Annotated in this window: 26 protein-coding genes; 15 read left to right on the forward strand and 11 right to left on the reverse strand. The window is 64.8% G+C overall.

The genetic code is table 11. The annotated features are described in order from the left end of the window. Window positions 1-20: 20 nt before the first annotated feature. Complete coding sequence (locus ACSVIE_RS16875; RefSeq protein WP_442424599.1) at window positions 21-1,376, reverse strand: uracil-xanthine permease family protein; 1,356 nt, start codon at window positions 1,374-1,376, stop codon at window positions 21-23. A gap of 247 nt (window positions 1,377-1,623) precedes the next feature. Here ACSVIE_RS16875 and ACSVIE_RS16880 point away from each other — a divergent pair, with 247 nt between their 5' ends. Together ACSVIE_RS16880 and ACSVIE_RS16885 are read left to right on the forward strand one after the other, a co-directional pair. Next, window positions 1,624-2,229, forward strand: a complete 606-nt coding sequence (locus ACSVIE_RS16880) for a malonic semialdehyde reductase (RefSeq protein ID WP_426005110.1) — start codon at window positions 1,624-1,626, stop codon at window positions 2,227-2,229. Between the two features lie 214 nt (window positions 2,230-2,443). After that, on the forward strand, window positions 2,444-2,959 hold the full coding sequence (locus ACSVIE_RS16885; RefSeq protein WP_442424600.1) for a 2'-5' RNA ligase family protein: 516 nt from the start codon (window positions 2,444-2,446) through the stop codon (window positions 2,957-2,959). Between the two features lie 9 nt (window positions 2,960-2,968). On the opposite strand, the gene pgm is transcribed toward ACSVIE_RS16885, so the two are convergent. Beyond that, a complete protein-coding gene (gene pgm, locus ACSVIE_RS16890) occupies window positions 2,969-4,630 on the reverse strand; it encodes a phosphoglucomutase (alpha-D-glucose-1,6-bisphosphate-dependent) (RefSeq protein WP_426005114.1) in 1,662 nt (553 codons plus the stop codon). 221 nt (window positions 4,631-4,851) lie between these two features. Here pgm and ACSVIE_RS16895 point away from each other — a divergent pair, with 221 nt between their 5' ends. After that, window positions 4,852-5,508 (forward strand): DUF4190 domain-containing protein, encoded by a 657-nt coding sequence (locus tag ACSVIE_RS16895; protein WP_426005116.1) that lies wholly within the window; start codon window positions 4,852-4,854, stop codon window positions 5,506-5,508. A 181-nt stretch (window positions 5,509-5,689) separates the two neighbouring features. On the opposite strand, the gene ACSVIE_RS16900 is transcribed toward ACSVIE_RS16895, so the two are convergent. The 5 genes from ACSVIE_RS16900 to ACSVIE_RS16920 all read right to left on the reverse strand — a co-directional run bounded on the left by ACSVIE_RS16900 (window position 5,690) and on the right by ACSVIE_RS16920 (window position 11,174). Continuing rightward, the gene (locus tag ACSVIE_RS16900; RefSeq protein ID WP_442424601.1) at window positions 5,690-6,139 is read right to left on the reverse strand and encodes a hypothetical protein; all 450 of its coding nucleotides are present in this window, start codon (window positions 6,137-6,139) and stop codon (window positions 5,690-5,692) included. Window positions 6,140-6,304: 165 nt separating this feature from the next. Further along, window positions 6,305-7,213 carry a hypothetical protein gene (locus ACSVIE_RS16905; protein WP_442424602.1) on the reverse strand — a complete coding sequence of 303 codons (909 nt, stop codon included), beginning with the start codon at window positions 7,211-7,213 and terminating at the stop codon, window positions 6,305-6,307. 258 nt (window positions 7,214-7,471) lie between these two features. Continuing rightward, window positions 7,472-8,971 (reverse strand): peptide MFS transporter, encoded by a 1,500-nt coding sequence (locus ACSVIE_RS16910; protein WP_442424603.1) that lies wholly within the window; start codon window positions 8,969-8,971, stop codon window positions 7,472-7,474. 54 nt (window positions 8,972-9,025) lie between these two features. Next, entirely contained in the window at window positions 9,026-10,438 is a 1,413-nt protein-coding gene (locus ACSVIE_RS16915; protein WP_442424604.1) for an amidase, read from the reverse strand. Continuing rightward, entirely contained in the window at window positions 10,431-11,174 is a 744-nt protein-coding gene (locus ACSVIE_RS16920) for a Type 1 glutamine amidotransferase-like domain-containing protein (RefSeq protein WP_442424605.1), read from the reverse strand. Before ACSVIE_RS16920 ends, ACSVIE_RS16915 begins: the two co-directional genes overlap by 8 nt. A gap of 140 nt (window positions 11,175-11,314) precedes the next feature. On the opposite strand from ACSVIE_RS16920, the gene ACSVIE_RS16925 reads away from it, so the two are divergent. The 3 genes from ACSVIE_RS16925 to ACSVIE_RS16935 all read left to right on the forward strand — a co-directional run bounded on the left by ACSVIE_RS16925 (window position 11,315) and on the right by ACSVIE_RS16935 (window position 12,939). Then, a complete protein-coding gene (locus ACSVIE_RS16925; protein WP_426005123.1) occupies window positions 11,315-11,641 on the forward strand; it encodes a rhodanese-like domain-containing protein in 327 nt (108 codons plus the stop codon). Between the two features lie 26 nt (window positions 11,642-11,667). Then, a complete protein-coding gene (gene pheA, locus ACSVIE_RS16930; RefSeq protein WP_442424606.1) occupies window positions 11,668-12,600 on the forward strand; it encodes a prephenate dehydratase in 933 nt (310 codons plus the stop codon). Between the two features lie 108 nt (window positions 12,601-12,708). Further along, window positions 12,709-12,939: a hypothetical protein gene (locus tag ACSVIE_RS16935; protein WP_426005125.1), complete on the forward strand. Its 231-nt coding sequence runs from the start codon at window positions 12,709-12,711 to the stop codon at window positions 12,937-12,939. On the opposite strand, the gene ACSVIE_RS16940 is transcribed toward ACSVIE_RS16935, so the two are convergent. Continuing rightward, complete coding sequence (locus ACSVIE_RS16940) at window positions 12,936-13,997, reverse strand: diacylglycerol kinase family protein (RefSeq protein WP_426005127.1); 1,062 nt, start codon at window positions 13,995-13,997, stop codon at window positions 12,936-12,938. The two genes, ACSVIE_RS16935 and ACSVIE_RS16940, sit on opposite strands and share 4 nt — an antisense overlap. A gap of 55 nt (window positions 13,998-14,052) precedes the next feature. On the opposite strand from ACSVIE_RS16940, the gene serS reads away from it, so the two are divergent. From serS to ACSVIE_RS16960, 4 genes are all read left to right on the forward strand, one after another. After that, entirely contained in the window at window positions 14,053-15,339 is a 1,287-nt protein-coding gene (serS, locus tag ACSVIE_RS16945; RefSeq protein WP_426005129.1) for a serine--tRNA ligase, read from the forward strand. Between the two features lie 137 nt (window positions 15,340-15,476). Next, entirely contained in the window at window positions 15,477-16,322 is an 846-nt protein-coding gene (locus tag ACSVIE_RS16950) for an HAD family hydrolase (RefSeq protein WP_426005130.1), read from the forward strand. An 18-nt stretch (window positions 16,323-16,340) separates the two neighbouring features. Further along, window positions 16,341-17,183: a DUF6597 domain-containing transcriptional factor gene (locus ACSVIE_RS16955; protein WP_442424607.1), complete on the forward strand. Its 843-nt coding sequence runs from the start codon at window positions 16,341-16,343 to the stop codon at window positions 17,181-17,183. An 89-nt stretch (window positions 17,184-17,272) separates the two neighbouring features. Beyond that, on the forward strand, window positions 17,273-17,668 hold the full coding sequence (locus tag ACSVIE_RS16960) for a DUF1761 domain-containing protein (protein ID WP_426005133.1): 396 nt from the start codon (window positions 17,273-17,275) through the stop codon (window positions 17,666-17,668). Between the two features lie 6 nt (window positions 17,669-17,674). Here ACSVIE_RS16960 and ACSVIE_RS16965 read toward each other — a convergent pair whose 3' ends face one another. Together ACSVIE_RS16965 and ACSVIE_RS16970 are read right to left on the reverse strand one after the other, a co-directional pair. Next, window positions 17,675-17,974: an SRPBCC family protein gene (locus tag ACSVIE_RS16965; RefSeq protein ID WP_442424608.1), complete on the reverse strand. Its 300-nt coding sequence runs from the start codon at window positions 17,972-17,974 to the stop codon at window positions 17,675-17,677. A gap of 178 nt (window positions 17,975-18,152) precedes the next feature. After that, the gene (locus tag ACSVIE_RS16970) at window positions 18,153-18,896 is read right to left on the reverse strand and encodes an ANTAR domain-containing protein (RefSeq protein WP_426005136.1); all 744 of its coding nucleotides are present in this window, start codon (window positions 18,894-18,896) and stop codon (window positions 18,153-18,155) included. 142 nt (window positions 18,897-19,038) lie between these two features. Here ACSVIE_RS16970 and ACSVIE_RS16975 point away from each other — a divergent pair, with 142 nt between their 5' ends. Next, window positions 19,039-19,809, forward strand: coding sequence for a sigma-70 family RNA polymerase sigma factor (locus ACSVIE_RS16975; protein WP_442424609.1), 771 nt, complete (start codon window positions 19,039-19,041; stop codon window positions 19,807-19,809). A gap of 32 nt (window positions 19,810-19,841) precedes the next feature. Here ACSVIE_RS16975 and ACSVIE_RS16980 read toward each other — a convergent pair whose 3' ends face one another. After that, the gene (locus tag ACSVIE_RS16980; RefSeq protein ID WP_442424610.1) at window positions 19,842-20,810 is read right to left on the reverse strand and encodes a glycosyltransferase family 9 protein; all 969 of its coding nucleotides are present in this window, start codon (window positions 20,808-20,810) and stop codon (window positions 19,842-19,844) included. A gap of 86 nt (window positions 20,811-20,896) precedes the next feature. Between ACSVIE_RS16980 and ACSVIE_RS16985 the strand changes: the two genes are divergently transcribed. The 4 genes from ACSVIE_RS16985 to ACSVIE_RS17000 are packed head-to-tail and all read left to right on the forward strand — an operon-like array spanning window position 20,897 to window position 24,955. Next, window positions 20,897-21,508, forward strand: a complete 612-nt coding sequence (locus ACSVIE_RS16985; protein WP_442424611.1) for a D-glycero-alpha-D-manno-heptose-1,7-bisphosphate 7-phosphatase — start codon at window positions 20,897-20,899, stop codon at window positions 21,506-21,508. Then, window positions 21,505-22,593, forward strand: a complete 1,089-nt coding sequence (locus ACSVIE_RS16990) for a glycosyltransferase family 9 protein (protein ID WP_442424612.1) — start codon at window positions 21,505-21,507, stop codon at window positions 22,591-22,593. Before ACSVIE_RS16985 ends, ACSVIE_RS16990 begins: the two co-directional genes overlap by 4 nt. After that, window positions 22,590-23,690: a glycosyltransferase gene (locus tag ACSVIE_RS16995; RefSeq protein WP_442424613.1), complete on the forward strand. Its 1,101-nt coding sequence runs from the start codon at window positions 22,590-22,592 to the stop codon at window positions 23,688-23,690. The genes ACSVIE_RS16990 and ACSVIE_RS16995 overlap by 4 nt, the downstream gene beginning before the upstream one ends. After that, complete coding sequence (locus ACSVIE_RS17000; RefSeq protein ID WP_442424614.1) at window positions 23,687-24,955, forward strand: glycosyltransferase; 1,269 nt, start codon at window positions 23,687-23,689, stop codon at window positions 24,953-24,955. The genes ACSVIE_RS16995 and ACSVIE_RS17000 overlap by 4 nt, the downstream gene beginning before the upstream one ends. Window positions 24,956-25,011: the final 56 nt, after the last annotated feature.

Here is a 25,011-nt window from a genome sequence, read left to right on the forward strand (position 1 = left end):
GGGTAGGGACCGGGAGCCCCCTACTTCCCCTTCTTCCCGCTCCGCTTCGCCGCGGCGTTCATCGCGGACTTCACTGCAGGCGGCAGTCCCGCCGTCTCGGTTTCGGGCTCAGCAACGGTCCCGCGCCAGCGGGCCAGGCCCTTCATGCCGTGATAGATCACCAATGCAGCGGCGGAACCCAGGGCGATGCCTGTGAACTTCAGGTCGCCGATGGTCCAGGTGTAGTCCGCGATGCCAATGATCAAAGCCACCGCAGCCGTGGTCAGGTTGATCGGGTTGGAGAAGTTGACCTTGTTCTGCACCCAGATCTTTACACCGAGGACGCCGATCATGCCGTAAAGCATCGTCGCGGCACCGCCAAGGACGCCGGCCGGGACGGTCGCAATCAGTTCACCGAATTTCGGCGAGAAGCTCAGCAGGATGGCGAACACGCCGGCCACCCAGTACGCCGCCGTCGAGTAGACCTTGGTGGCGGCCATGACGCCAATGTTTTCCGCGTAGGTCGTGGTACCGGAACCGCCGCCGAATCCGGCAAGTACCGTCGCGGCACCGTCGGCCATCAGCGCGCGGCCGGAGACGCCGTCGAGGTTTTGGCCTGTCATCGCGGCAACCGACTTCACGTGCCCCACGTTTTCAGCGACGAGCACCAGCACCACTGGAACAAACAGGCCTACCACGCCGAGGTGGAACTCGGGCGTCTGGAAAGTGGGCAGGCCAACCCAGGCCGCGGCGTCCATCTTTTCGTAGGAGACCTCGCCGCGCATCATGGCGACGAGGTAACCCACCACTACGCCCACCAGGATGCTGAGGCGCCCCAGGATCCCGCGGAACAAGACGGAAACCAGGATGATCGTTACCAGCGTGACGAGTGCGGTGACGGGAGCGGCGTCGAAATTATTCTTGGCCGCAGGTGCGAGGTTAAGTCCGATCAGCGCGACAATCGCGCCGGTGACGATCGGGGGCATGAGCCGGTTGATCCATTCGGCGCCGAACTTCTGCACGACCGCGCCAATGAGCGCCAGTACGACGCCGGCAAGCACCACGCCGCCCAGGGCGCCGGCAACGCCGTACTGCTCTTGGGACGCCATGATCGGGGCGATGAACGCGAAGCTCGAACCGAGGTAGCTGGGCACGCGGCCCTTGGTGATCACCAGGAACAGCAACGTGCCGATACCGGAGAAGAACAGCGTGGTGGCCGGGGGCATGCCCGTGATGATCGGGACGAGGAAGGTGGCGCCGAACATGGCCACGACGTGCTGCATGCCCACGCCGATGGTGAGCGGCCACGCGAGACGCTCGTCGGGGGCAACCACGTGGCCGGGGCGGATGGTCTTGCCGTTGCCGTGGAGCTTCCATTTGATGCCGAGCATGCTCATGGCGGGCCTTCCTCAGAAGAAAAGTTGGGGTTCGGTGCAACATTACCGCCGTTGTGGGGCCTGCTCTACGCGCCTCGCGTTGGATTGACACGCAAGCCGGGCCTCACACCGCCAGCTCCACAGGTCCCGTGTGCCCAACGTCACGCGCCGTCACGGGAAGACGACAGGCGAAGTTGAAGTTGCAACCATGGAAAGCAAAAGAGCCCGGCCATTCCCCTGAGGCGAGGGCACAGCGAAAGGTTTATCCATGACGATTGCCCATGAAGAAGCAGTCATTGACGCCGCAGCAGTCGACGCCATTTTTGCCGAAGCCCGTACCGCCAACAGCTTCTCCGGTGAGGTCACCGACGAGCAGGCCCGTGCGATCTACGAGCTCACCAAGTTCGGCCCCACTGCTTTCAACTCGCAGCCCCTCCGCGTGACGTACGTCCGCTCCGACGAGGCCCGCGCCAAGCTGGTCGACCACCTGTCCCGTGGCAACCAGGCCAAGACCGCCTCGGCTCCGCTGGTGGCCATCCTGTCCTACGACACCGACTGGCACGAGCAGTGGGACAAGTTCCTCCCGGCCTACGGCGCCCCGAAGGCCATGTACGACGACAACGCCGAACTCACCGCCGCCACGGGCAACAACAACGCCCACCTGCAGGCCGGCTACTTCATCCTTGCCGTCCGCTCCCTCGGTTTCGCTGCAGGCCCGATGACCGGCGCCGACTTCGCAGCCATCGACGCTGAATTCTTCCCGAACGGCGACCAGAAGAGCTTCCTGATCGTCAACATCGGCCAGCCCGGCCCGGACGCCTGGGGCGAAGCCAAGCCGAAGTTCGCTTACGAGGACGTTGTCCGCACCGTTTGATCCACGCTTCCGCCAACGCTCTTGCCCTTAGGTGCAAGAGCGTTGGTGTTTAAGGGCGCTTAGGTGCAAGAGCGTTGGTGTTTAAGGGCGCTTAGGTGAGAGAGCGTTGGGGATTTTGGGGGTTTAGGTGCAAGAGCGTTGGATCCTCTATTAGGGAAACGCCCTTTTGGGGGAACGCACTCTCACCTTTGGGTGACGGTGGGAGACTGTCCCTATGCGGAACCTCATCTGGGTGGCGTTTACGGAGCCGGTGACAGAAGGGCTGGTTTTTCCGCGCAGCGACTGGCCGCTCCACATCACCCTATTAAGGTTCGACGTCGGCACTGACGGAAGTGCCGACGTCGTCGACGTCCTCGTGGACCTGGCAGAAGCGCCCGTCAAAGGTGCGCTGGGAACCCGGCTGCAGGTAGGCGGGGACGCTGGGTTCGGGCACATGGGGTCGATCCCGGTAAGCCTGATCGAGCACAATCCACTGCTGCAGGGGCTCCACGAGGAGATCGTGGAAGGTGTCGACAGCGTGGGAGGGCGCATCGCTACTCCCAAATACATCCTGGACCGTTATCGGCCGCACATCTCGCACCACAACGGCAAGCGCCCCAAGTCCGGAGACGTCGTCGTGCTTGACCAGATAGCGCTGGTGGACATGGCCCCCGAAGGAAACCACACCATCCGCCGCATCCTTAAGCTGTGGAGCCAGACGCGACGGACGGTGATGACCCGGAGAAGATGACCCCGGAGGCTAGGCGATGACGCCGTCCACCAGGGCCTTGGCCTCTTCCTGGACCTGCTTGAGGTGGTCGGCGCCCTTGAAGGACTCGGCGTAAATCTTGTAGACGTCCTCGGTGCCGGAAGGCCGTGCAGCGAACCAGGCGTTCTCGGTAACCACCTTCAGGCCGCCGATGGACGCACCGTTGCCGGGAGCTTCGGTGAGCTTGGCGGTGATCTCCTCGCCGGCCAGGGTGGTGGCGGTGACGTCGGAAGCGGAGAGCTTGCCCAGCTTTGCCTTCTGCTCACGCGAGGCGGCGGCGTCGATGCGGGCGTACACGGGGGCGCCGAACTGGTCGGTGAGTCCCTTGTAGAGCTGGGAGGGCGAAGACCCTGTGACGGCCGTGATCTCGGAGGCGAGTAGGGCCAGCAGGATGCCATCCTTGTCCGTGGTCCACACGCTGCCGTCACGCTTGTTGAAGGAAGCACCGGCCGATTCCTCGCCGCCGAACGCACCTTCGCCGGACAGCAGGCCGGGAACGAACCACTTGAAGCCCACGGGAACCTCAACCAGCTTGCGGCCCAGTCCACCGGCAACCCGGTCGATGATCGAGGAGGAAACCAGGGTCTTGCCCACCACGGACTCCGGGTTCCAGCCGCTGCGGTTGCGGTACAGGTAGTCGATGGCCACGGCGAGGTAATGGTTGGGGTTCATCAGCCCACCATCGGGGGTCACGATGCCGTGGCGGTCAGCGTCGGCGTCGTTTCCGGTAGCGACGTCATAGGCAGCCCTGCCGTCCGCCCCGACGGACATCCGCTGGATCAGGGAAGCCATGGCCGACGGCGAGGAGCAGTCCATGCGGATCTTCTCGTCCCAGTCGAGGGTCATGAACGCCCACTGCGGGTCCACCGTGGGATTCACCACGGTGAGGTTGAGTTGGTGGCGCTCGCCGATCTCGCCCCAATAGTCCACGGAGGCACCGCCCATGGGATCGGCGCCGATCCGCACACCAGCGTTGCGGATGGCGTCGAGGTCCAGGACGGAGGGGAGGTCATCGACGTAGCTGCTGAGGAAGTCGAACTTTCCGGTGGTGTCTGCGTTGAGGGCATCATTCAACGGGATGCGCTTCACGCCGCGGAGGTCGTTCTCAAGGAGTTGGTTGGCACGGTTGGCAATCCACCCGGTGGCATCGGTGTCGGCAGGGCCGCCGTGCGGAGGGTTGTACTTGAAGCCGCCGTCCGCGGGCGGATTGTGGCTGGGGGTGACCACGATTCCGTCGGCTTGGGGAGATCCCGGTGCGGCTTCCCGGTTGTACTTGAGGATTGCGTGGCTCAGGGCGGGCGTGGGGGTGTAGCCGTGGCGGGCGTCCACCAGGACGGTGACGCCGTTGGCGGCCAGAACCTCCAGGGCGGAGTTCTGCGCCGGCTCGCTCAGGGCGTGGGTGTCACGACCGATGAACAACGGCCCGGTGATGCCCTGCCGTCCGCGGTATTCGACGATCGCCTGGGTGATGGCAAGAATGTGCGCCTCGTTGAAGGACGCTTTCAAGCTCGATCCGCGGTGTCCGGACGTTCCAAACGCCACACGCTGTGCGGGATCACCCAAGTCCGGAGCTACGTCGAAATACGCGTCCAGCAGGGCTGTGATGTCAACAAGGTCCTGGGGAAGGGCAACTGTGCCCGCTCGGCTAGCCATGTCGTCCAGCATGCCAGACCGTCACGCCCGCTGACAGGAAATGACCCGGATAAGACACCTGTGACGCTGAATGGCGCCCGTCGCAGGCCCGAATCGGGTTCCTGGCCGTGCAAAGTTCATCCGCCCTTAAGGTAGGCGGACACCACAAGGCGCCATGTCTTATGCGGCGCACCCCGCAGTTGTAGGGTGGGAATCAAAGACCGATTCCAGGGGGATATCTCATGTCAGACCAGCCATCCAAGGGCAACGAGGACAAGCCCGCGGGCTACGAGCCGCCGCAATACGTCCCGCCGGCAGAATTCAGTGCGCCCGGCCAGAGCGGCGCTGTACCGCCACCGCCGTCGTACGGTTCTTCGCAGCAGTCCGACCAGGGCGCCGGAGCCACCCAGCCACTGCCGCCGTACGACCAAGGCGCGTACACCCAGAACGCCCAGGGCCAGGACGATTTCTATTCGCCGTCGACGTCGTCGTCTGCTTCCAGTTCCTACACGCCGGGCGACTACAGCCAGCCCAGCCAGCCGAACCCCTACGGCCAGCCGCCCAGCCCGTACCAGCAGCAGGCCTTCGGGCAGTCAAGCCCCTACGGCCAGTCGAACCCGTACGGCCAGCCCGCCTACTATGCCATGCCCAACCAACCCAAGGGCCTGAGCATTGCCAGCATGTGCTGCGGTATTGCGATCTTCGTGGGCTTCGGGTTCTTCATCCTCCCGCAGATCGCCGCCGTGATCCTCGGCCACCTCGCCCTGAAGCGCGAACCCGCTGGCAAGGGCATGGCGATCGCGGGTTTGGTGATGGGTTACATCGGCGTGGCGCTCACGGTGGTGTTCATCGCCGTCATGGTCGCCGCGATCGGCGCCTCCAGCAGCTACAACTACTGATCAACAACGTACGACGGCGGCCGCGGCCTCAGGTGGGAACCTCACCGGAGCCGCGGCCGCAGTCGTGCCTGGCGGCGAACCATTCCGGCCCTTTCGCCCTTATCGCGCCTCAGATCCAGGTAAGTCCTGAGGGCTTGCTCGTTGCCGTCGGTGCTGGAGGGGTTTTGGGTGTTCATGAGGATTAGAAATTCCCTCCGGGGTACACACCTTCCGGCAACGTAAAACATGGCGAACCGGAATCAATCCAAATCTCATTGGCCTTGATGCCTTCACCAACCAGGTAATTCTCACCGGGCGGGGGTGAATCGATTTGGACAAGATACTTCTCGTCAACATCCTTATCGATGGACACCTTGAGTCCATTCGCACGGTAGTGGGCCTCGATGTTTTTCACGATCGGCCCGGCAGGGGTGCCCTCGCTAATCGTGATGGTCGTGAAGCCATGCCAATTGTGCTGGGTCTTGTTGCAGGACAGCAGCACGCCCTTCGTCTTCTGATCGATCGAGACAACCAGGTCTTTGGGGATCAGTGCTGCGATCTCCAGTTCCGTTGCTTGGGCTTGAACTTTGGCATCCTGCCACGTGAGTTTGGCTTCCACCGGTTCCGCCAATGTTTTGGCCGCAGTGGGCACACTTGACTCTGTTGGACTCGCTGTGGGTGTCCCGGCGCAACCTGCAAGGCCGGTCGAAGCGACCAGCACCAACGCCAATGCACTGCTCCGAGCCCTCAACGAGCCACGATCCCAGGCATGTCCTGGAGGGCGTGCTCGTTGCCGTCACTGCTGGAGGGCTTGTCGTTATCCATGAGGATTAGAAATCCCCTCCCGGGTAAGTTCCCTCGGGTAATGCAAAACAAGCAGATCCTGATGCGATACGAATAACACCCGATTCAGCCTCTCTGATGAGATACATTTCTGCACTTGTAGGGTCCCCGTGGACAGGTAGTTCAGCAGCGCCGCACCCGATAACGAGGCCGGCACCGTGGCAAGTACAAGGGCTCCGTTCGAGACCGCCAGCTGCCCCACGTGCCCACTCCCACCCGCTGCCCGGAATGTCGAAGCGATGGCGGAGAGCCGGTCTGCGTCCTGCCGATTGTCTTCCAGGAACCGCCGCAGCCCGCTGACTACAGCGTTCAGGTCCGTGTGCGCCCAGGAACACTCCAACTCGAACTCCCACACGGCCGCACTGACCTGGTCGGCGGCACAGCGGGCAGTGTCGTCCTGGGTTTTGAAGATGGATACTGCGAAGTCCAAGGCATCCGGCTCAGCTGAACTCGCCCCGGCAGTGCTTCCGCTCACCCAGGCACGCAAACCCTGACGTGCAGTTTCGACGCTCACCACAGGACGGTCAGTCTCCTCCACGGACGGGCGGAGCCCCACGTCAACGGCAATGCCGCTGCCGGCGCCGGCCCAACCGGAGGCTAGAGCCCACGCAGTCACCTCATCAAGGCGACGCTGCTCAGACTCGGCAGCGCTCTTTGCTCCCTGAACCTGACGGGCAACGTCCTCCAGCATATGAATCAGTTCCAACCGGGCCGCCCGTTCAGCGGCCACGTTCTCCCGGAAGCAGTCGGCGAACACGCCCCGGAACTCCCCGAGGGCACCGTTCGAGGCCGTATCCCGGCTACTGCGTTGCTCCGACAACACCCGCACCGCATCACGACAAGCACCGATAAGACGGTCGGAAACGTCCCCATCGAAATTCACAAAGCCCCCCAAACTGTTAAACATCCACTCGGTCTAACAGGACTCTTCCGAGTGCACCCGGAAGGGTCCTGTTTCGTCGACGATCACAGCCGGGGGCAAGGCTGTGGCGCCAGGAATCTCAATCGATCGGCGGGGGCCAAGAAAAGTGCACCTGCGGATCCCTGGGGAATGTTCATGCCGCCGCCAGGGCGGCATGCCTAAGAGTATAGGGGAAGCGTAGTTGTTTGGATTTCGATGGCCGACCGGCGTGGGGCTGCCTTACCGCACGCCTGCCATCAGCTTCTTAATGGCGGGCGACGCGACGGCCAGGGCAATGGCCAGGACGACCGCCACACCACCGATGCCCAGGAAGTACGGCAACTCGTCGTCAGGGTTGTAGAGTCCGGCGAGGATGCCCGCCAGGGTGGTGCCCAGCGAAACCGACAGGAAAAACAACGCCACCATCTGCGTATGGAAGGCCTTGGGTGCAAGCTTGGTGCTCACGGACAGGCCGATGGGGGAGAGACACAGTTCCGCCAAGGTGAAGAGCAACAGGATGCCCACCAGCGCCAACAACGGGGTCTTGCCGTCGCCGGCCAGCGGAATGAAGGCAAGGAAGGCCAGGCCCATGATGAACAGGCCCATGGAGAACTTGAACGGCGAGCTGGGCTGCCGGGATCCCAGCTTGGTCCACAGCGCAGCCATGACGCCGGCAAAGATGATGATGAACACCGGGTTGATGGACTGCACCCAGGCAGCCGGCATCTCCCAGCCGAAGAGGTTGCGGTCCAGCTTCTCCTCCGAGTACACGGCGATGAATGTGAACTGCTGCTGGAACAGCGCCCAGAATGCGGCCGAAGCCACGTACAGCGGAATGAAGGCGACCACGCGCTTGCGTTCCAGGGAGGAGACCAGCGGGCTCCGGAAGATCAGGAAAAGGTAGATCACCGAGGCGCCGATCGCGGCGTAGGCCATGCTGCGGGCGAGGTTGTCCGCGTTGACGATGCCCGTCCCGAGCAGCACGCCGATCACCGCGAGGATGCCCAGGAAAATCAGCCCGTACCTGGTCCGTTCTGCAGCCGGAAGCGGGTTGGGGACGCGGTGTGCTTCTTCCGGGAGCTTCTTGCGCCCGAATGCGTAGATGGCCAGGCCGATCGCCATACCCACGGCTGCGGCTCCGAAGCCCCAGTGGAAACCGCGGCTTTCCTGCAGCCAGCCGGTGACCAGCGGGCCGATCAGGCCACCGATGTTGATGCCCATGTAGAAGATGGAGAACCCGGCGTCCCGGCGTTCGTCCTTCTCCCCGTAAAGGGTTCCCACCAGTGCCGTAGCGTTCGCCTTAAGCCCGCCGGAGCCGATCCCCACCAACACCAGGCCGGCGATCAGGCCGGGAATCCCGGGCAGGAGGGCCAGCGCGATGTGGCCGGCCATGATCATGATGGCCGAGCCAAAGAGGACCTTCTCGGAACCGAAGACCCGGTCGGCAAGCCAGGCACCAAGGATCGTGGACAGGTAGACACCGCCACCGTAGGCGCCCACCAGGCCTGCGGCGAGGCCTTTGTCGATGGAAAGGCCGCCCTGGTCGGCCGTGAAGTACATGTAGTACAGCAGGATTCCCTGCATGCCGTAGAAGGAGAATCGCTCCCACATTTCCACGGAGAAGAGGCTGGCCAACATCTTTGGGTGGCCGAAGAATGACGTATCGCCCGGGGTTTTGGCGGGCGTAGCCGTGGTTTGAGGTGTGCTCATTTCCTCAATGCTGGCACTGACTGCGGGCATTGTCACATCGATGAATGCCCGTGGCAACCAGCTTCCATATGCTAGACGCGTACTTCAGAGAGCTTCAAGTGAGGCAGCGACCTGGAGAAGCTGCAGTTCAGATCCCGTTCGCCCGATCAGCTGGATGCCCATGGGCAGTCCGGTCTCCGTGGTGTGCACCGGGATGCTGATGGCAGGCAGTCCGCACACGTTCACCATGGAACTCCACGGTGCGTACTCGCACTGCCGCTTGTAGTCCTCATCCGCGTCTCCGGCCCACTCGCCCGGCCACTGCTCCGTGCTGTGCCCGCCGCCGGTGAACCAGCCGATGGGCCGCGGCGTCTGCGCCAGGGACGGCATCAGGATCATGTCCCAGCGGGCGTACTGCGCCACGGTGTCATGCTCGAATTGCCGCAGGAACTTCAGGGCCTCGCTGACCTTGGCGGCACTGCGCTGTTGTGCACGACGCCGGAACGTCCGGGTGAGCGGGGTCAGCAGCGCTTCCCGCTGGGGTGCTATCCGGGCACCCCCGACGCCGGCAGTCCACGCCGCAGTGAACGCCTGGGGATAGCGGTTGTCATAGCGGATCTCCGCCTCGGACACACTATGGCCGGCGCCTTCCAAAAGCTTGATGCCGACGGCCAGGGCGTCGTGGGCTTCCTGCCCGATCCTGAACGGATACACGCCTGCCCACGGGCTGTCCAGGCTCACGCCCACGCGCAGGCCCGAGGGCGTGCGGCCGACGTTGGCGAGGTAGCCGCCGTCGGGCTTGTCCTGCGGCGGGACCAGCGCATCCATCAGCAGCGCGGCATCCGCTGCGGTCTTTGCCAGCGGTCCGGCGACCACCAGCCGTGCAGCATCTCGCGCGCCGGCTCCGGACGGGACCACGCCCCGACCGGGCTTCAGCCCCACCAGTCCGCAGGCCCCGGCCGGGATGCGGATGGAGCCGCCGCCGTCCGTCCCCGGCGCGAACGGGACCATCCCCGCGGCCACCGCGGCAGCACTCCCGCCGGATGAGCCGCCGGAGCTTCGGCCCGGGGAATACGGATTGCGCGACGGCGGTGCGATGCGGTTTTCGCTGTACGCGGTGAGCCCGAACTCCGGCACCTGGGTCTTGCCCAGCGGGATGGTGCCCTGCCCCTTCAACGTGGCGGCCAAGGCACTATCTTCCGGCGCAGGCTTGTGCTCCAGGGCGGCGCTGCCGTGGGTCGTGGGCACGCCCGCCACGTCCGTAAGGTCCTTGAAGGCCACTGGCATGGCGTGAAGCAGGGGGAGTGGTCCGCCGCCTGCGTGGAGTTGGTCCGCTGCAGTTGCGTCCGTCAGCGCCTGCTCCGCTGTCACCGTGATGAAGGCACCCAGGTGCCTGTTCCGCTGCTCAATTACCGACAGGAAGTGTTCAGTGGTCTCCCGCGCCGACAGCTCGCCCTTGGCCAGGGCATCCCGGAGGCGAACCGCGCTGAGCCCGGCGATTCCGGACGTATCAGCCAAGGAAGCGGGGCTCCAGCCGTTCCTCCACGGCGATTGCATCCACGCTCTCGCCTGCTCCTGCCGTGACGCGGTACGCGGCCTTGCCCTTCGCCTCGGACACCACCTCCGCCAGGTCGGTGCCCCGGTAAACCAAGCCCACGCCGTCGTCGGTGCAGTGGGCCTCGCCCAGCGTTCCGTTGGCCACCAGTTTGTGGACGGTGGGCCGGCGGCGGAGTTCCGAGTCGTAGTGGACGCCGTTGGCATAAGGCAGGAAGCCCAGCGCATTCGTGACGGGCTTGAGGTCAGGACCGAACGAATCCGTGACCCCACCCTGGAACCAGCAGATGGAGCCCGCCGAGACGCCGGCCAGCACCACCCCGCTTTCCCAGACGCGCTTGAGGATCGCATCCAGTCCGTGGGCGCGCCACACCGCCAAAAGGTTCACCACCGATCCGCCATTGACCCACACCACGTCCTGCTCCATGAGGTGGGCCTCGGGGTCCTCCACGTTGGGCATGGTGAAGAGGTTCAGGTGGCTGAAATCGAAGCCTGCAATCCGGGCGGCCTGGTCCATTTCCGCGGCCCACCAGCGTTGATCCCCTGACGCGGTGCCCAAGTGGGTCACCCGCGGTGACCGCCCTGTCACACCGGAGAGTTCCACGGCGTAATGCATGAGGTGGTTGAACTCGACCCTGGTGCGGTTTCCCTGCTTGTACCCGCCCGATGTTGCCAGAATGGTGGGCTGTCCAGCCGCCATGGTCCTACTCCTCAAGTGCCGGTTTGGGGAAGAGCTACGCGTCCCAGTCTTAGTGCCACGACGGCGCCACGCAAGCGACGCTGCCGCCGCATGTCCGGGGGACTAGGCTTGATGGTGACTTAAATCGAAGGAAGGACACCATGAGCGACTTCGAAACAGTGCCGGTTGGAGACATCCCGGACAACGCCAGCATCCTGGACGTGCGCGAAGACTACGAATGGGTTGCCGGGCATGCCGAAGGCGCCGTGCACATTCCCATGGACCAGCTTCCCGCGCGCTTGGAAGAACTGGATCCGGACGACGACCTGTTCGTCATCTGCCGCACCGGGGGACGCTCCTTCCGCGTGGTGCAGTGGCTCGTGGGACAGGGATACTCCGCCGTCAACGTGGCCGGCGGCATGGACATGTGGCTCGAGTCCGGGCGTCCCATGGTCTCGGACAACGGACTCAAACCGGTCGTCCTTTAGGCGTTTATAACCAGCAAGGAATATTCATGCCGTTGCCCCATACCTATACATTCCTGGGCCCGGAAGGGACGTTCACCGAGGCTGCCCTTATGCAGGTGCCCGGAGCAGCCGAGGCTTCGCGCGTGCCCTGCACCAACGTGAACACCGCCCTGGACAAGGTGCGGTCCGGCGAGGCCGACGCGGCGATGGTGCCCATCGAAAATTCCGTCGAAGGCGGTGTCACCGCAACGCTGGACGCCATTGCTTCAGGCCCGGAGCTCCGGATCATCCGGGAGGCGCTGGTACCCATCACGTTCGCCCTCGTGGCGAGGCCCGGCGTCGAAATTTCCCACATCAAGCGGATCTCCACGCACGGCCACGCCTGGGCGCAATGCCGCCTGTGGGTCGACGGGCATCTTCCGCAAGCCGACTACGTCCCCGGATCCTCGACCGCGGCTGCAGCCATGGGCCTGTTGGAGGACGGAGCCCCTTACGACGCCGCGATCTGCGCCCCCCTGGTGGCAGCATCGCAGCCCGGGCTGAGAGTGCTGGCAGAAAACATCGGCGACAACCCGGATGCGGTCACGCGGTTCATCCTGGTCAGCAAGCCCGGCACGTTGCCCGAGCGAACCGGTGCCGACAAAACCACCGTGGTGGTACCCCTGCCCGAAGACCACCCGGGTGCCCTCATGGAGATCCTGGACCAGTTCGCCTCCCGCGGAGTCAACCTGAGCCGGATCGAATCCCGCCCCACCGGCCAGTACCTGGGGCACTACTTCTTCAGCATCGACGCGGACGGGCATGCCGCGGATTCCCGCGTCGCGGACGCGCTGGCAGGCCTCCACAGAATCAGCCCGGGCACGCGTTTCCTGGGCTCCTACGCGCGGGCTGACCAGCAGGCGGCGGTCGTGGCGCCGCACACGTCCGATGCCTCGTTTGCTGCCGCGCATGCCTGGGTGGAGTCCATCCTCAAGGGCTGAATCTGCCGTATTTCCTTGGCGCTTCAACCCCTTTCGCGAGCCTCCAAGTGTGCGTATGCTTGCTTGATCCACAAACGATGGATGAATGCCCAAACGAAGGGAGCGGTCATGACAGCACATCGCGATGACCAAGACGGCCAGGGCATGATTGTGAATCCCAAGCCCTCCGGTGACAACAAGGACGACTGGGACGGTGACGAAGCCGACCGCGCGGATCGGCTCCGTTTTGAAGAAGAACAAGCCATGATCCGCGAACAGGCAGAGGCCCGCGCCGCGGCGAAAGCAGCAACCGAAGCTGCCGAAGAGACTGCAGCGCAGCCGGACAAGGGCGCTGTCTAGGCGGTTTCAGCCTTGGGGACGCGAACCAGCAATGAACCCGGCCGCACCTGGACGGTGACCTTGGTCGCCTCACCTGAGGGATCGCCGTCGAGCTGTGTGGCCATGGGTTCCTGGCTCCGGATGGTGACCTTCCCGGAACGGTAGAAGTTCATGACCGGCAGGTTCACATTGTGCTTGAACAGGACCTTGGCGTACATGGCAAGCCACCCCAACGCGCTGCGTGGACTCATGACCACGATATCCAGCATGCCGTCGTCCAGCATCGCTTCCGGAATGAAGTCGATGCCGCCCGGAATCAGGCCGCAGTTGGCGAACAGGACGCTGCGGATCTTCCGGGTCTGTTCGGGTTCGTCGTCCATGGTGATGGTCACCCGCTTGCGGCGGCCCGGCAGGTGGCGGACGCCGGCCTCGGTATAGGCGAGCCATCCCACGGTTTTCTTCAGGTCTTCCTTGGTGTCGCCCACGACTTCCGCGTCCAGGCCCATGCCGGCGATCACCAGGAAGGTGTGCTCGGAGGATTCGCCCGTGATGCTGTTGTCCAAGGCCATGGTGGCGGTGTCGATGTACCGTTGATGCCCGAACAACGCGATCTGGATACAGTCGGCGACGTCGTTGACGTCCAGCTCGACATTCCGGGCCAGCAGGTTGCCGGTGCCCAGCGGCACCAGGCCCATCGCGACCCCCGTATTCGCCAGCGACTCAGCCACCACGCGTACTGTGCCGTCGCCACCGCACGCAAGAACGACGTCGGCCCCGTACTCCATGGCCTCCCGTGACTGACCGTAGCCGGGGTCGTCGACCGTGGTTTCGAAGAACCTGGGCGGGTCCCAGCCGGCGAGCTCGCAGGCGTCGATGATGCCTTGCCGGGCTTCTTCGGCGTTGTTCTTGATGGGATTGAGGATCACGGCGACCTTCTGGTAGCCGGGATCCGGTTTGTGGGTGTCCTCCCGCACCGCGCTCCTGATGTGCCGGGCCCTCAACCGGCGCACACCCCACCAACTGGAGACGGCAAAGACCACGCCCCCAGCGAGAATCACGTACAGGATCCAGTCGCTCATGGTGATCCAACACTATCGTCCTGGGAGGGCACGTCCGATTCGATACTCTTGTGTGGTGATCGACGTAAAAGACCTCAGCGAAAACCCGGACAAGTTCCGTGCCAGCCAGCGCGCCCGTGGCGCCGACGAGTCCGTTGTGGACGCGATCATCTCCGCTGACTCCGACCGCCGTGCGGCCCTGATCCGCTACGAGACCCTGCGGGCGGAGCAGAACGCCTTCGGCAAGAAGGTTGCCCAGGCCAAGGGCGAGGAGAAGCAGGCCCTGCTGGCCGAGGTCAAGGAACTGGCCAACTCGGTGAAGGCTGCCTCGGCTGAGGCGGACGCGGCGCAGGCCAAGCAGGAGGAACTGCTCCGCATCATCCCCAACCTGGTGGTGGACGGCGTGCCCGAGGGCGGCGAGGACGACTACGTGGTGGTTAAGACCGTGGGCTCGCCGCGTGAATTTACTGACTTTGAGCCGAAGGACCACCTGGAGATCGGCGAACTGATTGGCGCGATTGACATGGAGCGCGGCGCCAAGGTTTCCGGTGCACGCTTCTACTTCCTGCGCGGGGTTGGCGCGCGCTTGGAGATGGCGCTCCTGCAGATGGCCATGGACCAGGCCATCGAGGCGGGTTTCATCCCCATGATCACGCCCACTTTGGTGCGTCCGGAAACCATGCAGGGCACCGGCTTTGATGTAAAGCACGACGCCGAGATCTACCGTCTTGCTGAAGACGACCTTTACCTTGTGGGAACCTCGGAGGTGGCCCTCGCCGGCTACCACGCGGACGAGATCCTGGACCTCTCTGCGGGCCCCATCCGCTACGCCGGCCAGAGCTCCTGCTACCGCCGCGAGGCCGGTTCGCACGGCAAGGACACCCGCGGCATCATCCGCGTGCACCAGTTCAACAAGGTGGAGATGTTCATCTACACCACCGTTGAGGAAGCCGCCGCCGAGCACGAGCGCCTGCTGGCGTGGGAAGAGGAAATGCTGGCCAAGTGCGAGCTTCCGTACCGCGTGATCGACACCGCGGCCGGTGACCTGGGCATGTCCGCGGCCCGCAAGTTCGACTGTGAAGCTTGGGTTCCCACGCAGAATGCGTACCGCGAGCTGACCTCAACGTCCAACTGCACCACGTTCCAGGCCCGCCGCCTCAACATCCGCGAACGCGTGGTGAACGAGGAAGGCGTTGCCAAGGGAACCCGCGCCGTGGCCACCCTGAACGGCACGCTTGCCACCACCCGCTGGATCGTGGCCCTCCTGGAGCACCACCAGAACCCGGACGGCTCGGTCAACGTACCGAAGGCGCTGCAGAAGTACCTTGGCGGTCTGGAAGTCCTTCCCGTCCTGTCCAAGTAGCTGGCAGTAGTGGTTGTTCTGAGCTCTCAGAACAACCACTGCTGCCAGTCAGTTGGGGGGAGTGTTCACCCACCGTTCAGCCGCTGCTGTGGTCCCGGTCCTAGTGCCGTGTCCGGGGTGTCTGCTCTACTTGAACCATGACTATTTTGACTGAGAATACAGTTGCTGGCATCGATGACCAGCCAAATACCAACCAAAAGCTCATGATCGCCCTGGACGTTGACGGCACACTGGTGGACCACGACGGCCACATGTCGCCGGCAGTCCGGGAAGCTGCCCAGGCTGTGGTCGCCAGTGGCCACGACGTCATGATCGCCACGGGACGTTCCCTCAACGCGACCCTCCCGATCATCGAACAGATCGGCCTGGACCGCGGGTACGCCGTGTGCTGCAACGGCGGGGTGACGCTCCGCCTGGACCCCGCGTTGGACACCGGCTACGAGATCATCCACAAGGCCACGTTCGATCCCGCTCCTGCGTTGAAGGCGCTCCGCGAACGGCTGCCCAATGCCAAGTACGCGCTGGAAGATGAAGAGGGCAACTTCCTGTCCACCGAACGCTTCCAGGACGCCAGCTTCGGCGTTGAATCCATCGGCGTGGACTTCCAGACCATGCTGGATTCCGTTGCGGTGCGCGTGGTGGTTTTCAGCAGCGAGAACACCTCCGAGGAGTTCAACGCAGCCATCCACCACATCGGCCTGTCCGGTGTCACGTATTCGGTGGGCTGGACGGCCTGGCTGGACATCGCGGCGGAGGGGGTCACCAAGGCAAGCGCACTGGAGGCCCTGCGCCTTCAGTTGGGCACGGACCCGGACAACACCGTGGCGATCGGCGACGGCCGCAATGACATCGAGATGCTTACGTGGGCCGGCCGCGGTGTGGCCATGGGACAGGCGCCGGAGGAAGTGCTCGCCGTGGCGGATGAAGTCACCGCCTCAGTGTTCGACGACGGCGCAGCCCTGGTGCTGCGCGGCCTGCTGTAAGAGCCACTCACGTCCGCCGTGCTGTATCAGGAGGCCGCGGCACCAGAGGATCTGCAGCCGTTCGCCACGCATTTTTGGTTCATCCGGGCCCAGCCCCAGGCGCGGTACGAAAAGATCCTTCCGGGCCCTTCCGCGCACCTGATCCTCAATTTGTCCGCTCCGTACCGCCTGATTACCCCTGCGGTGGACGCTGGACCTGCCACGTCCACGGCTGTAGCAGCCGGATTCTATGCCGGGCTCCAGCGCAGTTACCTGATCAGTGAGAACCCGGACCGGTTGTTCAACGTCGGCGTACGCCTGGCCCCTTTCGGCCTGCCTGCCTTTACCGGGCTTCCGCCGTCGGAGGTCCAAGGCCGCGTGGTGGATGCGGAAGACCTCTTTCCAGGGTTCACGCAGCTTCAAACCCGGCTGGAGGAAGCCTCCCCGGACCAGGCATTTTCAGCGCTCGCTGATTTCCTTCGGAGCAGGCTGAGGCGGGGGTACCGGGCCGATGCAAGGACGGTGCGGGTCACGGAAACCCTGGCCGGGCGTGACATGGAGATTGCTGCGCTTGCCCGGGATGCGGGCATCAGCTGGTCGACGCTGGAACGCATCATGGCGCGGGACTGTGGGGTGACCGCGAAGGCGTACTCCGACGTCTGCCGTTTCTACAGGTTTGTGAACCAGGCTGCCGCCCTGCCCAAAGGCGCCGCACCGGGCAGTGAACTCCTCCAGTTGGCCGATTACTATGACCACCCACATCTGATTCGCACCTTCCGGCGGTTCAGCGGCTTCACCCCCACCGAGTACCTGCGTGTGGTGCAGGGATATGGTCCCGAATACGCCACGTTCGTACCGATGGAGAGCGTTCCGGCCGTCTGAACGGGGCATGGGGATTTTTTACAAGACGCAGCATGCCGGTGCGCCGTACTGTCCACCCAAGTACAGGACAGCAGGTGAAAGGGGCAGGCGTGGACGTCTACATCAACTGGCTGGCGGTGGTGCTGGCAGCATTGGCGACCTTTGTGGTGGGCGGACTGTGGTATTCCGTGCTTTTCGCCAAGCCCTGGCAGAGGGCCGCCGGTGTCACCGACGAGCAGCTGAGGTCCGGAACGGTGCGGGTGTTCGCGGGGTCGTTCATCCTGGCGGTGGTCATGGCCGTTTTCCTGGCGGCCTTCATCGGCCGGGGAGGGGCAGCATTCGGAACGTTCGCGGGCCTCGCTGCAGGTATCGGCTGGGTGGCTGCTGCCCTTGGCGTCAATTACCTGTTTGAACGGCGCAGTCCTGTGCTGTTCGCCATCAACGGCAGCTACAACGTGGTTACTTTCACGGCCATGGGCGCCATCATCGGTGCCCTGCAGGCGTAGGGGAAGTCAGCCCACCCGTCCGCGCCACGCCCCGGTTTCGCGGCCCCGGTCCTCGATGAAGTCCTTGAACTTTTCCAGGTCCGCGGCCACCTGCATTTCATCCGCCGAAAGCGCGGCGCCGGCTTTCTCGAGGAATCCTTCGGGCTCCCATTCCAGGGTGACGCTGACGCCGCAGTGTTCCGGGCCGAGATTATCGAATCGGACGGTCCCTGCATTGCGGGGCTCGTCGAGGCTTTCCCAGCTGATCACCTGGTCAGGTACCTGCTGGGTGATGCGGGCGTCATATTCGCGTTTCACTCCGCCCACCTTGGTGGCGAAGTGCAGGGTAGTGTCATCGATTTGGCGGACACTGTCGACCCCCCGTCATGAACTGCGGAAAGGTCTCGAACTGGGTCCACTGGTTATAGGCGACCGTAACGGGAACCTCGAGTTCCACGGCCTTGGTAATCGTTTGCATGGCGTGTGTACCTCGCCTTGGTAGTGCCTAGCTGAAGTGCGTTTCCACGGGCCCGCCACCGGCCGAGTTGACGATGGCCTGCGCGACTTCGCGGAGCTTGATGTTCCTGTTGCTGGAGGCGCGCTTGATGAGCTCTACGGCCTCTGCCTGGGTGCAATGGTTCTGCGCGATGATGATGCCGGTGGCCACGTCAATGACCGTCCGTGACGCCATTGCCGCCTTCAGGTTGCTGGCGGTTTGGCTGTGCTGGGCGATCATGATGGCCAGCCTGAGTCCCTTGGATGCCTGTTGGACATAGTCCGTGGCACGTTGGACGGCGGTCTGGTCGAAGGCGTGCGGTCGTTCGGAGTAGAGGTTAAGTCCTGCCTTGGCGCCGTCTTCCGGCAAGGGAAACGGTACGGCGAGGACGGAACGTATCCCTTGCCGGATCGCTACTTCGCTGTACTCGGGCCAGGTGGCGTCGTTTTCCAGGTCCGTGATGTGGACCAGCGTCCCTTCGCGTGCGGCAGTGAGGCAAGGACCGTCGTCGAACTGGTACTGAAGCTCGTCGAGTTGCAGCGCGCGTTCACCGCTGCTTGCGGCGGTGGCGGCTTCGCGGTGCCGCAGCAGGGTCAGGCCGCAAAAAACTTCACCGGCAGGCGAGCTGAACATTGCCGACGAATGGCGTGCAAGCTCGGTGAGGAACGCCCCGACCTCGGGGTTGTCCAGGAGCAGGTCCTGCACGTCCGTGGCCACCGGCGGGGACTCTTGGGTCAGTTGTGGGTCTTCCATCTGGATCTCCGATCCCTGGACGAGGCTACTCTTCGAGACTAGTCCTGTACACCCGTTGAAAGCTAATAGTAAGTGTGCTTCTCTTTTTAGGGAGTCTTGCCGTGGGCTCACCCTTACCAACAGGTCAAAGGATTGAAGCCACATGCGACAAGCCCGACCCTTGCAGTACACAAACCGGGCCAACGCCCCGGAAAGCACCATTAGACAGAGCTTCCAGGACGGCCTCGTCCTGGACCACCTGAACCTGGCCAAGTCCATCGCCGCGCGCTATTCCGCGCATACCCACGACCTCGACGACGTCCGGCAGGTTGCGTACATGGGCCTCATCAAGGCGGCGCGCGGCTACGACGAAGCCAAAGGGGTGAGCTTCCCCGCCTATGCCGCCCCGACGATTGCCGGCGAGGTCAAAAGGTACCTTCGCGACCACTGCTGGGTGGTCCGTCCGCCCCGCCCCATCCAGGACGTGCGCCGGCAGGTATTGGCCCGCACCGAGGAAATGACCCAGGCGCTGCGGCGGACACCCTCGCCCGAGGAAGTGGCCGAGGACCTGAAGCTGGAACCATGCCAGGTGCGCGAAGCCCTGATGGCAGGTACCAGCAAACGCCCCGATTCGCTGGACGCTCCCGCGGGCGAGGGACGCGACGGACTTCAGGGCTCCCTGTCAGCGCAGGGCTGCCCGACCGAGCGGCTGGAGGATGTGCTGGCGTTGCGGAACGCCATCCGCAGCCTCAGCGCCGAAGACCGTCACTTGCTCTACCGGCGGTACTACCGCGAGGAAACCCAGTCCACCATCGCCGACGCCCTGGGGATGTCGCAGATGCAGGTTTCCCGCAAGCTGTCCAAGATCCTGGTGGCACTCCAGACCCAGCTCCTGGACGAGGAAGTACACAGCCAGACAGGGACGGCTCCCTAAGGGCACCCGGAGGGCCGCGCCGCTGCGGCTGCTCAGGGCTCCAGCGAGTCCACGGCCTCCAGTACGTCGCGGACACCCACGGCAAGGAGCGCGGGGTCAGGATCCGGAGCAAAAACGTCACCGCGTCGGAGCCCGACGGCGGTAAGCACCTTGTGCGGCCCGGGCGGCGGGCCCCATTCCTCGGCAGGAGCGGGCCCAAACAGCACGACCGACGGGCGTCCGTAGGCCGACGCGAGGTGCGCCGCTCCGGTATCGGCTGAGACCACCAGCCGCGCCTCCGCGATGGTGGCCGCAAAGGCGGCGAGCCCCTGCTGCCCGGCCAGCACGCCGCCGTCGAGGTTTACTCCCTTGAGCTTGGCCAGAGCGGCGGTGGCTTCCGCGCGGTCCCGTTCCGATGTCCCGCCTGTGAGCACCACGTTGTGTCCGGCGGCCGCAAGCTCCACAGCCACGTCCGCGAACCGCTCGATCGGCCAGAGCCTGCTTCCGTAGGCGGCGCCCACATGGATGACGGTCGCGCCCGGACGGGGTGAAGGGATGCCGGGTTTGTTGAGCCGGAAGTCGAGCGGGTCGGCGTCGATACCGTGCCAGGCCAGGAGCCGGGTCCAGCGCTCGCGTTCGTGACGGCCCGTAACCCACTCCGGCCCCTCCAGTGCAGGCAGCCCGTCCAAGGCCGGCGACTGGTGCGCGATCACGCGCCGGGCCTGGAGTTCGTCAATCCGACGGCGGCTTTCGGGGCCGTTTCCATGCAGGTTCACCGCAACGTCAACGGTGCCCGGGGCCATGGTCAAGGGGTCGTCCAGCCCCGGCGTGGGCAGGTGGTCGATGCCACCCACCAACTCCAGGGCTTCGGCGATCCAAGCCGGTGCCGCGTACAGGATCCGGTGGTCCGGGTAGGCCTTGCGAAGTCCGCGCAGGGCCGGAACCGCAACCAGCAGGTCCCCTAGTTTCAGCGCGCGCAGGGCGAGCAGTACCGGCTGTTTGTTGTTTTCGATGGTGTTCACTGAGTCCTCCCGCCAGGAGTCTATCGGCAGGAAACTTATCATCCCGCCGCTGTTTAGCGCTTGGAGAACTGGGGAACGTTGCGGGTATGGGAGGAACCGGAACGTTGAAAGCGGTCCTGTTTGACCGCGATGGAACGCTCGTCGTTGATGTGCCATACAACGGCGACCCGCAACTGGTGCGGCCCATGGACAGTGCCCGCCCGGCCTTGGAAAAAGTCCGCAGGGCAGGCCTGGCGACAGGGGTAGTGAGCAACCAGTCGGGCGTCGCTCGTGGCCTGTTGACGATCGGGCAGGTAGAAGCCGTAAACCAGCGGGTGGACCAGCTGTTGGGGCCATTCGATGTATGGGAAGTGTGCCCGCACGGACCGGGGGACGGCTGTGGATGCCGCAAACCGGCGCCGGGAATGATCCTCAGTGCGTGCCGCGCCTTGGGCATCCGGCCTTCGGAGGCCGCATATGTTGGGGACATCGGTGCCGACATGCAGGCCGCCACCGCTGCCGGCGCACGTGCTGTCCTGGTCCCCACGGACGTGACCCGCGAAGAAGAGATCGATGCGGCGCCCCTGGTGGCACAGGACCTGTGGCACGCCATCGAATTGTTGCTGGCCCCGGTGGAGGAAGCCCCGCCGCTGCTGGCCGCGGAACCGGGGCTGGCCGCGGAACCCGGACGGGCCGCCGTCGAGGATGTGCCTGCATGAGCCGCGTCCTGGTGGCCCGGCTGGACAGCATGGGCGACGTCCTCCTTTCCGGCCCGGCAGTGCGTGCGGTAGCCAACGGGAAGCGGCCGGATGGCAGCGCGCCCAACGAGGTTGTCCTCCTGTGCGGGCCTGAAGGAACCGGTGCGGCCGAGATGCTGCCCGGAGTCACCCAGGTGCACACGTGGCCGTGTCCGTGGATCGTGAACCCCGCCCCGCCGGCCACTGAAGAGCTGACGCAAGGCCTGGTTGAGTTCGTCCGCAGCTCACGGATCGAGGAGGCCGTGATCCTCACGTCCTTCCACCAGTCCCCCCTGCCCTTGGCGCTCCTGCTGCGTCTGGCGGGAGTAGGGAAGATCACCGGCGCGTCCACCGACTACGCCGGTTCGCTGCTGGACGTCCGGCTGAAGCCGGGAGAAGACTTCCCCGAGGACCAGCCGGAGGTAGTGCGGGCCCTCGGGATCGCCAGTGCCGCCGGCTATGAGCTGCCGCAGGGCGACGACGGGAAACTGCACATCCAGCCGCCCCCTGACGATGACGAACTGGTGGACCAACTCGCCGACGAAGGCCCTTACATCGTGGTGCACCCGGGTGCCGCGGCCCCGGCGAGGGCCTGGCCGGCCCTGCACCACGCTGCCACGGTGGAACTGCTGGAAGCCTATGGGCACCGGGTGGTGGTCACGGGCGGACCTGGCGAAACGTCGCTGACGGCCACCGTGGCCGGGCCTTCGGCGCAGAACCTGGGTGGCAGGACCAACCTGCGCACCCTTGCAGCGGTCCTTGAGGGAGCCGCCGTCGTGGTCACCGGCAATACCGGACCCGCCCACTTGGCTGCAGCGGTGGGAACTCCGGTGGTGTGCCTCTTCGCTCCCGTGGTCCCGGCCATCAGGTGGGCGCCGTACGGGGTCCCGATGGAACTGCTCGGCGACCAGGAAGCACCGTGCCGGAACACGCGCGCACGCCATTGCCCCGTTCCAGGGCACCCCTGCCTGAGTTCCGTAACCCCCGAACAAGTGCTGGAAGCAGTCGAGCGGCTCCTGGGTGGAGTGTCGTCACTGGCCACGCGAAGAAAGGTCTGGAAACCATGAGGATCCTGGTGTGGCATGTCCACGGTGGATGGATGGAGGCATTTGTCAGGGGCAGACACGAGTACCTTCTGCCGGTTGAGCCCGACGGCGGCCCTTGGGGCCTGGGGCGCGGTGGCCGTGAGTGGCCGGCCGCCGCCAAGGAGATAGACCTGGCAACGATCGACCCCGACAGCGTGGACGCCGTGGTCCTGCAGCGGCCCGAGGAGATCGCCGCCGTCGCGCGGACCCTCGGGCGCAAACCGGGCGCAGACCTGCCGGCTGTGTATTTGGAACACAACACCCCCAAGGGCGATGTTCCCTTTACGCTGCATCCGATGGCCGACCAGCACTCCATTCCCGTAGTGCATGTCACCCACTTCAACCGGTTGTTCTGGGACACGGGATCTGCGCCTTCCGTGGTGATCGAGCACGGCATCCCTGACCCGGGCCACCTCTACACCGGCGAACGTGAAGAAATGGGCGTGGTGGTCAACGAGCCCGTCCGCAGGGGCCGGGTGACCGGGACGGACCTCCTTCCCGGGTTTGCAGGCATTGGACCGTTGCGGGTCTTCGGCATGGGAACCGAGGCCCTGCCCCAGGCCTTGAACCTGAAGAACCATGGCCTCAGCGAAGAACGGCTCAGGATTGCCGGGGACGTCCCGCCAGCCGGGATGCACCAGGAACTGGCACGCTGCCGGGTCTATCTGCATCCTCTCCGCTGGACGTCTTTGGGGCTTGCCTTGCTGGAAGCCATGCATCTGGGCATGCCCGTCCTGGCCCTGGACACCACGGAGGCCGCCCGTGCCATACCGCCGGGAGCCGGGATGGTTTCCAACAATCCGGAGGAGCTCTACGCCTTCGCACGCAGGCTCCTGGATGATCCGGAGGAGGCCCACGCAGTTGGCCTCATGGCACGTGAAGCCGCCTTGGAACGCTACGGGCTTGGCAAATTCCTGGAGGCCTGGGACGGGCTCCTGGCCGATCTCGTGGCCGATTCCGGCATGGAGCCAAGGGGCGGCCGGGCACAGGAATCCGGCCACCCGCACCACGGAACGGACCACCGGCCGCAACCCGGGACGGTGCCCGTCAGCCATGAGAAAGAGAGGACGCACCCATGAAGATCTCCATGGTTTCCGAACACGCCAGCCCCCTGGCCGCGCTGGGAGGAGTGGATGCCGGCGGGCAGAACGTCCACGTCGCGGCACTCTCTTCCAGTTTGGCCCGACGCGGCCACCAGGTCACCGTCTATACCCGGCGCGACGATCCCTCCTTGCCTGCAACGGTGCAGGTAGCCCCGGGACTCAGCGTGGTCCACGTGGACGCCGGTCCGGCCGCCCGGATACCCAAGGACGAGCTCCTGCCCTTCATGGGGGAGTTGGCCGACGGCATCTGCGCCCACTGGGGCAACCAGACACCTGACGTCGTCCACGCACACTTCTGGATGTCAGGGCTGGCCGCCATCCAGGCTGCCCGACGCTCCGGCGCGGCCACAGCAATCCCCGTCGTGCAGACCTTCCATGCCCTGGGTGCCGTCAAGAAGCGGCATCAGGGAGCAGCAGACACCAGCCCGCCGGCACGCGACTGGCTCGAACCCTGGGTCGGCCGAACCGCCGACTGGGTCATTGCCACGTGCCCGGACGAGGTTTTCGAACTCAAGGCCCTGGGCATCAGCAGGTCGAAGATCTCCATTGCCCCCTGCGGCGTGGACCTTACCCTGTTCCCAGGGACGGAGCAGGCGGAGACCAAACCCAGGGCCCACCGCATCCTCAGTGTTGGACGGCTGGTGCCGCGCAAAGGCGTGGACCTTATTATTCAGGCGCTTCCCCTCCTGGCCGAAGCCGGCTTCGATGACGTGGAGCTCCTGATCGTCGGCGGTTCCGGGGATGCGCTCACCCTGGAAGAAGATCCCGAGGCCCAGCGCCTGCGCGCACTCACCAAGGAACTCGGCGTCGAGGACAAAGTCACCATGCGCGGCCAGGTTCCCCGCGACGCGATGCCCGGCATCTTCCGCAGCGCCGATGCCGTGGTGTGCGCACCGTGGTACGAACCCTTTGGCATCGTGCCGCTGGAAGCCATGGCCTGCGGTGTTCCCGTGGTCGCAGCGGCGGTGGGTGGCCTCCGTGAAACAGTGGTGGACCAGAAGACCGGCCTGCATGTCCCTCCACGGAACCCCGAAGCGATTGCCGACGCCCTGGCCAAGCTCCTGGCCGACCCCGCGTCTCGGGTTGACATGGGCAAGGCCGGCATGCGCCGCGCCCGCTCCCGCTACTCCTGGGACCGCATTGCCGCTGACACTGAAAAAGCATACCGATCCGTCCTGGCTGCCGGTCTGTCCCGGCAGGCCGGTGAGGGCCTGGAACCATTGGAAGGAACGGCACTGTGACTATCAAACCCGTGACCATCAAGCCCCTGACCGCCAAACCCGTACCCGCCAAGCCC

This window comes from Paenarthrobacter sp. NCHU4564 (genome assembly GCF_052156435.1).
Taxonomy (GTDB): Bacteria; Actinomycetota; Actinomycetes; order Actinomycetales; family Micrococcaceae; genus Arthrobacter.

Excerpts from the sequence above, each read along its gene's own strand:
- pgm (WP_426005114.1), bottom strand. The coding sequence starts at position 4,630 with ATGGCTAGCCGAGCGGGCACAGTTGCCCTTCCCCAGGACCTTGTTGAC.
- ACSVIE_RS16920 (WP_442424605.1), bottom strand. The coding sequence starts at position 11,174 with ATGGCGGCTGGACAGCCCACCATTCTGGCAACATCGGGCGGGTACAAG.
- ACSVIE_RS16935 (WP_426005125.1), top strand. The coding sequence starts at position 12,709 with ATGACAGCACATCGCGATGACCAAGACGGCCAGGGCATGATTGTGAAT.
- ACSVIE_RS16910 (WP_442424603.1), bottom strand. The coding sequence starts at position 8,971 with ATGCCCGCAGTCAGTGCCAGCATTGAGGAAATGAGCACACCTCAAACC.
- ACSVIE_RS16970 (WP_426005136.1), bottom strand. The coding sequence starts at position 18,896 with ATGGAAGACCCACAACTGACCCAAGAGTCCCCGCCGGTGGCCACGGAC.
- ACSVIE_RS16895 (WP_426005116.1), top strand. The coding sequence starts at position 4,852 with ATGTCAGACCAGCCATCCAAGGGCAACGAGGACAAGCCCGCGGGCTAC.
- ACSVIE_RS16940 (WP_426005127.1), bottom strand. The coding sequence starts at position 13,997 with ATGAGCGACTGGATCCTGTACGTGATTCTCGCTGGGGGCGTGGTCTTT.
- ACSVIE_RS16990 (WP_442424612.1), top strand. The coding sequence starts at position 21,505 with ATGAGCCGCGTCCTGGTGGCCCGGCTGGACAGCATGGGCGACGTCCTC.
- ACSVIE_RS16985 (WP_442424611.1), top strand. The coding sequence starts at position 20,897 with ATGGGAGGAACCGGAACGTTGAAAGCGGTCCTGTTTGACCGCGATGGA.
- ACSVIE_RS16885 (WP_442424600.1), top strand. The coding sequence starts at position 2,444 with ATGCGGAACCTCATCTGGGTGGCGTTTACGGAGCCGGTGACAGAAGGG.
- ACSVIE_RS16975 (WP_442424609.1), top strand. The coding sequence starts at position 19,039 with ATGCGACAAGCCCGACCCTTGCAGTACACAAACCGGGCCAACGCCCCG.
- pheA (WP_442424606.1), top strand. The coding sequence starts at position 11,668 with ATGCCGTTGCCCCATACCTATACATTCCTGGGCCCGGAAGGGACGTTC.
- ACSVIE_RS16950 (WP_426005130.1), top strand. The coding sequence starts at position 15,477 with ATGACTATTTTGACTGAGAATACAGTTGCTGGCATCGATGACCAGCCA.
- ACSVIE_RS16995 (WP_442424613.1), top strand. The coding sequence starts at position 22,590 with ATGAGGATCCTGGTGTGGCATGTCCACGGTGGATGGATGGAGGCATTT.
- ACSVIE_RS17000 (WP_442424614.1), top strand. The coding sequence starts at position 23,687 with ATGAAGATCTCCATGGTTTCCGAACACGCCAGCCCCCTGGCCGCGCTG.
- ACSVIE_RS16875 (WP_442424599.1), bottom strand. The coding sequence starts at position 1,376 with ATGAGCATGCTCGGCATCAAATGGAAGCTCCACGGCAACGGCAAGACC.
- ACSVIE_RS16925 (WP_426005123.1), top strand. The coding sequence starts at position 11,315 with ATGAGCGACTTCGAAACAGTGCCGGTTGGAGACATCCCGGACAACGCC.
- ACSVIE_RS16880 (WP_426005110.1), top strand. The coding sequence starts at position 1,624 with ATGACGATTGCCCATGAAGAAGCAGTCATTGACGCCGCAGCAGTCGAC.